At 62.0% G+C, this 5,347-nt stretch carries 5 protein-coding genes; all 5 read left to right on the top strand.

Going from position 1 to position 5,347, the window contains the following annotated elements; genetic code table 11:
- The first annotated feature begins 82 nt into the window (after positions 1–82).
- On the top strand, positions 83–361 hold the full coding sequence (locus RWT78_RS27865) for a YggT family protein (RefSeq protein WP_314682454.1): 279 nt from the start codon (positions 83–85) through the stop codon (positions 359–361).
- Positions 362–502: 141 nt separating this feature from the next.
- Positions 503–1,330, top strand: a complete 828-nt coding sequence (locus RWT78_RS27870) for a DivIVA domain-containing protein (protein WP_003941722.1) — start codon at positions 503–505, stop codon at positions 1,328–1,330.
- A gap of 49 nt (positions 1,331–1,379) precedes the next feature.
- Positions 1,380–1,694: a hypothetical protein gene (locus RWT78_RS27875; RefSeq protein WP_007733197.1), complete on the top strand. Its 315-nt coding sequence runs from the start codon at positions 1,380–1,382 to the stop codon at positions 1,692–1,694.
- Between the two features lie 281 nt (positions 1,695–1,975).
- Complete coding sequence (ileS, locus tag RWT78_RS27880) at positions 1,976–5,089, top strand: isoleucine--tRNA ligase (protein ID WP_050655356.1); 3,114 nt, start codon at positions 1,976–1,978, stop codon at positions 5,087–5,089.
- A gap of 68 nt (positions 5,090–5,157) precedes the next feature.
- On the top strand, positions 5,158–5,347 hold a 190-nt coding region (locus tag RWT78_RS27885; protein ID WP_314682456.1), incomplete at its 3' end, for a TfoX/Sxy family protein.

Here is a 5,347-nt window from a genome sequence, read left to right on the forward strand (position 1 = left end):
CAGGACTCGATGCGGACCGGTTCCGGAATGGCTGCGGTGTGGCTGTTTTGGACACACCGCAGACGTCAGGCAGAGTGAGGGTGTGGACGCGCTTCTCTCTGTGATCTATCTGGTGCTGGGTGTCTTCTGGCTGTTGCTGATCGGCAGAGTGATCGTCGAGTTCGTTCGTTCGTTTGCCAGAGATTGGCGACCGACCGGATTGGTCGCAGTCATTCTCGAAACCATTTTTACGATCACCGATCCTCCGGTGAAACTACTCCGCAGGTTGATCCCCCCGATCAACCTCGGTGGAGTTCGCTTGGATCTATCCATCATGGTCTTGCTTTTCATCGTCATCATCCTGATGTCGGTTGTTCGCTGAGCGCAGTCCGAGTGAGTGGTGTGCCAGAATGGATGCCATAACTCATCCAGTGGTTCGCCACTACGTAGTTCGCCACTACGTAGACTGTGTTGCAACTGAATGCTTGCTAGACCGCCAAATGACGCGTGAAGGGATCCTTCCATGCCGCAACTGACTCCAGCTGACGTGCACAACGTTGCGTTCAGCAAGCCGCCTATCGGCAAGCGTGGCTACAACGAGGACGAGGTCGACGCATTCCTCGACCTCGTCGAGCAGGCGCTGTCGCAGCTCATCGAAGAGAATGCGGACCTGCGCCAGCGCGTAGGTGAGCTGGATCAGGAGCTCGCGGCTGCCAAGAAGTCGCCGGCACCTGCTCAGCAGGCAGCACCCGTCGCAGCGCAGCCCAAGCCGGAGCCCGCTCGGGTCGTCGAACCGCCCAAGCCTGCACCTGTTGCAGCGCCGGTTCCCGCCGCCGCTGCCGTTGCAGCGCCGCAGAGCGGCGACACCCACATGCAGGCCGCAAAGGTCCTCGGACTGGCTCAGGAGATGGCGGATCGCCTCACCAACGATGCCAAGACCGAGTCCGAGCAGCTGCTCGGCAGTGCCCGCACCAACTCCGAGCAGCTCATGAGCGAGGCTCGCAGCAAGGCTGACGGCATGATCGCGGATGCGCGCAACAAGTCGGAGGCGATGCTCACCGACGCTCAGACTCGCTCCGAGACCCAGCTTCGCCAGGCTCAGGAGAAGGCAGACGCTCTCAAGGCGGACGCCGAGAAGAAGCACACCGAAATCATGGCGACCATCAACCAGCAGCGTTCGGTCCTCGAGGGCCGTATCGAGCAGCTCAAGACGTTCGAACGCGAGTACCGGGTGCGCCTGAAGTCCTACCTGGAATCGCAGCTCGAAGAGCTCGAACAGCGCGGCTCGGCCGTTCCGGTCGACGGTGGACAGGATTCCTACAGCCCGTCCTTCGCCAAGGGAAACAGCTGACCGAGAGCGCCCCGTCGGCTCAGCTATCGGACCGGACAAAGGTTGATACGTGCTGGTCGTGACGTTGGTTCTCGCGGGAGTTGGTTTCGCTCTCCTGATCGTCGCCCTGACCACAGGGTCGTTGATCTGGGCGTGGGCATGTATCGCGATTTGTGTAGCAGGTGCCGTCCTCCTGCTGGTCAGTGCGCTGACCAGCAGGAAGGCGGTTCCTTCGTTGGATGACCCGGCATCGGGCAGCGGAATGTCGTCGCCTTACGGTCGAGTCGAGAGTTCCTCGAATTCGTCGATCGACGATGCAGCCACCGCCAACGATGACAATCAGAGAAATCATGGCGAGTCGCCGGGTGGCCCCGACAAGTCCTAGGGCGAGTTCCGACAAGGTCCAGGACGAGTATTAGACTGTCCAACACGAATACCAGGCTGTGATCCGGCAATCACCGGGGAGCTTTCGGAAGAACGGTTCTTGTCGCTTCAGGCGCCCAGAACTCAGTAGAACCGAACGGGTGAGCCCGTCACAGCTCGATCGAGTGGCACCTCGGGATCCAAGCGCGGATCTACGGGGTGCAAACGGGGTGGTACCGCGGTGTCGGCGCACAAGCGCCACGTCGTCCCCGTGCCGAGTCCGACTGGCACGAGGAGATCGCCATGGCGAGTAACGGGTATCCCAAAGTCGACTACGGTGTCCCCGCCGACACCGGAGTCAAGTTCCCCGAACTGGAACAGAAAGTCCTGAAACAGTGGGACGACGACGACACCTTCCGTGCGTCGGTTTCCAATCGGGACGGCAGCGAAGAGTTCGTTTTCTACGACGGACCGCCTTTCGCAAACGGCTTGCCGCATTACGGTCACCTGCTGACGGGGTACGTCAAGGACCTGGTGCCGCGCTTCCAGACCATGCGTGGACGCAAGGTCGAGCGACGCTTCGGCTGGGACTGCCATGGCCTGCCCGCAGAACTCGAAGCGGAGAAGCAACTCGGCATCAAGGACAAGGCCGAGATCGAAGTCATGGGTCTGGCCAAGTTCAACGAGTACTGCAAGGCCTCGGTGCTCAAGTACACCGACGAGTGGCGCGACTACGTCACCCGCCAGGCACGTTGGGTCGACTTCGACAACGACTACAAGACCCTGGACGTCGACTTCATGGAGTCCGTCATGTGGGCCTTCAAGGAGCTGCACGACAAGGGCCTGATCTATCAGGGCTTCCGCGTGCTGCCCTACAGCTGGTACGAGCAGACTCCGCTGTCCAATCAGGAGACTCGTCTCGACGACGCGTACAAGATGCGTCAGGATCCTGCAGTCACGGTCGACATGCCGCTGGTCGCTCCGGGTTCACCATTGGACGGCGCAAACGCGATCATCTGGACCACGACTCCGTGGACACTGCCGTCCAACTTGGCCACTGCGGTTCATCCCGAGGTCGACTACGTCCAGGTGCTCGGCGAGGACGGAAAGCGGTACGTGCTCGCGGAAGCACGGGTTGCTCATTACGCACGTGAGCTGGGGGAGGACCCCGAGGTCGTTTCCCGTCACAAGGGCGCCGAGCTGGTCGGACTGTCGTACACACCGCCGTTCGACTTCTTCCTCGGACATCCGAACGCGCACGTCGTGCTTTCGGCCGACTACGTGACAACCGATTCCGGAACCGGAATCGTCCACCTCGCACCGGCTTTCGGTGAGGAGGATATGGATGTCGCCACGGCCAACGGTATCGAGGTCGTGCAGCCGCTCGATCCGGGTGGAAAGTTCACCTCGATGGTTCCGCCGTACGAGGGCTTGATGGTCTTCGACGCCAACCCGGTCATCATCAAGGACCTCAAGGCCGCTGGAAAGCTGCTGCGGCACGAGACGATCGAGCACTCGTACCCGCACAGTTGGCGCAGTGGGCAGCCGCTCATCTACATGGCGGTTCCCTCGTGGTTCGTCGCGGTCACCAAGTTCCGCGATCGCATGGTCGAGCTGAACAAGGACATCACGTGGGTGCCCGAGCACATCCGTGACGGCCAGTTCGGCAAGTGGCTCGAAGGTGCACGCGACTGGAACATCAGCCGAAACCGCTACTGGGGCAGCCCGATCCCGGTGTGGGTGTCGGACGATCCGCAGTACCCGCGTACGGACGTCTACGGATCGCTCGATCAGTTGGAGGCAGACTTCGGTGTGCGTCCGACCGATCTGCATCGCCCGATGATCGACGACCTGGTCCGCCCGAACCCCGACGACCCGACCGGGAAGTCGATGATGCGCCGCGTTCCCGAGGTGCTCGACTGCTGGTTCGAATCCGGTTCGATGCCGTACGCGCAGGTGCACTACCCATTCGAGAACCGTGAATGGTTCGAGGGTCATTTCCCGGGCGATTTCATCGTCGAGTACAACGGGCAGACTCGCGGCTGGTTCTACACGCTGCACGTGCTGGCCACCGCACTCTTCGATCGTCCGGCGTTCAAAACCGTTGCTGCGCACGGCATCGTGCTCGGCGACGACGGACTCAAGATGAGCAAGTCCAAGGGCAACTACCCGGACGTGAAGGAGGTGTTCAACCGCGACGGCAGCGATGCGATGCGATGGTTCCTGATGTCTTCGCCGATCTTGCGCGGCGGAAACCTCATCGTGACCGAGCAGGGCATCCGCGAAGGTGTGCGTCAGGCATTGCTCCCGCTGTGGAACGCCTGGAGCTTCCTGCAGTTGTACGCCCCGGAATCCGGTGTGTGGCGTACCGATTCGGAGAACATCCTCGATCAGTACATCCTGGCCAAGCTCGCTACCACCCGCGACGTGATCACCGAGGCCCTCGAGGTCAACGACATCGCCGGCGCGTGCGACGAGCTTCGGTTGTTCTGTGACGCACTCACCAACTGGTATGTGCGACGGTCTCGTTCGCGGTTCTGGGACGAGGATCGCGACGCAATCGACACCCTGCACACCGTGCTCGAGGTCGTGACGCGTCTCGCTGCGCCGCTGTTGCCGCTGGTGTCCGAGGTGATCTGGCGCGGGCTGACCGGGGAGCGCTCGGTTCACCTGGCTGATTGGCCGGAGGCGTCGGAGCTCCCCGCGAACCCCGAGCTGGTAGCGGCGATGGACGACGTCCGGACCGTGTGCTCCACGGTGCTGAGCCTGCGCAAGGCGCAGAATCTGCGTGTTCGTCTTCCGCTGCCCGAGGTCACGGTTGCGGCGCCGGATGCCGAGCGTCTGCGTCCGTTCCTCGGACTGATCGCCGACGAGGTCAACGTCAAGAAGGTCGATCTGACCGATGACGTCGACGTGCACGGGCGCTTCGAGATCGCGGTCAATGCGCGTGCTGCAGGACCGCGTCTGGGCAAGTCCGTTCAGACTGTCATCAAGGCGGTCAAGGCGGGCGACTGGACCGAGAACGCGGACGGCGTCGTGGTTGCGGCGGGCATCGAACTGCTGCCCGAGGAGTACACGCAGAAACTGGTTGCGGCCGAGCCGGATTCGACGGCTGCACTGCCGGACGGTGCGGGACTGGTCGTACTCGATTCCGCTGTGACGGAGGAACTCGAAGCCGAGGGATGGGCCAAGGACCGTATCCGTCAGTTGCAGGATGCGCGCCGTGCCGCCGGTTTGGACGTCTCGGACCGGATCAACGTCGTGCTCGAGGTTCCGCAGGACTGCAAGGAGTGGGCAGAGCGCCATCGCGAATTGATCGCCGGTGAGGTTCTGGCCACCTCCTTCTCGGTGGGTGAAGCGGGCGACGACGCCGTCGATCTCGGTGAGGGTATCCGCGCCGCAATCACGAAGGTCTAGTACTGACGCGACTACTCCGGCTCTCCGATGAATGTCTGTATGTCGGGGTGCCGGAGTAGTTTGCTCTCATGAGTACGAGCAAGGAAACCGTGGCGCGCATTCTCGAGCAGTTGGAACCGCTCGACGTGCGGGCAAGGGCGATGTTCGGCGAGTACGGATTGTATTGCGACGAGAAGATCGTGGGCTTGATCTGCGGAGACGTTCTGTTCGTCAAACCCACCGAGGTCAGTACGGAGTTCGGATCAGAGGCCGATCTGG

Source organism: uncultured Rhodococcus sp., from assembly GCF_963525155.1.
Lineage (GTDB): Bacteria > Actinomycetota > Actinomycetes > Mycobacteriales > Mycobacteriaceae > Rhodococcus_F > Rhodococcus_F qingshengii.